The sequence below is a fragment of the Falsihalocynthiibacter sp. S25ZX9 genome, from assembly GCF_041205405.1.
GTDB classification, from domain to species: Bacteria; Pseudomonadota; Alphaproteobacteria; order Rhodobacterales; family Rhodobacteraceae; genus Falsihalocynthiibacter; species Falsihalocynthiibacter arcticus.
Genome location: NZ_JBGFCD010000099.1, coordinates 1 through 366, shown reverse-complemented (window position 1 = coordinate 366; position 366 = coordinate 1). Strand labels below are relative to the sequence as shown.

General features: G+C 51.1%; 1 pseudogene. It reads right to left on the bottom strand.

Annotation, left to right across the window (positions count from 1 at the left end):
- Positions 1-210, bottom strand: a pseudogene (locus AB9F29_RS21455) (acetyl-CoA carboxylase carboxyl transferase subunit beta); the annotation flags it as partial.
- Positions 211-366: the final 156 nt, after the last annotated feature.

Below are 366 nucleotides of genomic sequence, written 5' to 3'. Positions count from 1 at the left end.
ACCGCCATCAAAGAGGTCTGCGAATCGGGCGCGCGGACTGATGTGCATATGGTGGTCGCACGACGAACAAACGTTCAAATTTTCCGACAACTCGCGGTGAAACAACATTGTTACGCATTCGGGGCATTTCTGCCAAAGATTCTCGGGCACTTCGCGGCGCGAAAAAAGTGAGTTGATCGTGGGGCGAACGTAGTTTGAAATCCAGTTCATCCGAGCTTGTCCTGCTGTTTGGGTCGCGAATTTGCGTTACCCCTCAAATAAGGAATGACGCGACTAATTGCAATCAACGACGTACCGCAAGACGGATTGCAAGCCAAGAAACTCCCAGCATTGCGTATTCCAGCAGTATTTCGACGCTTGTTGGGC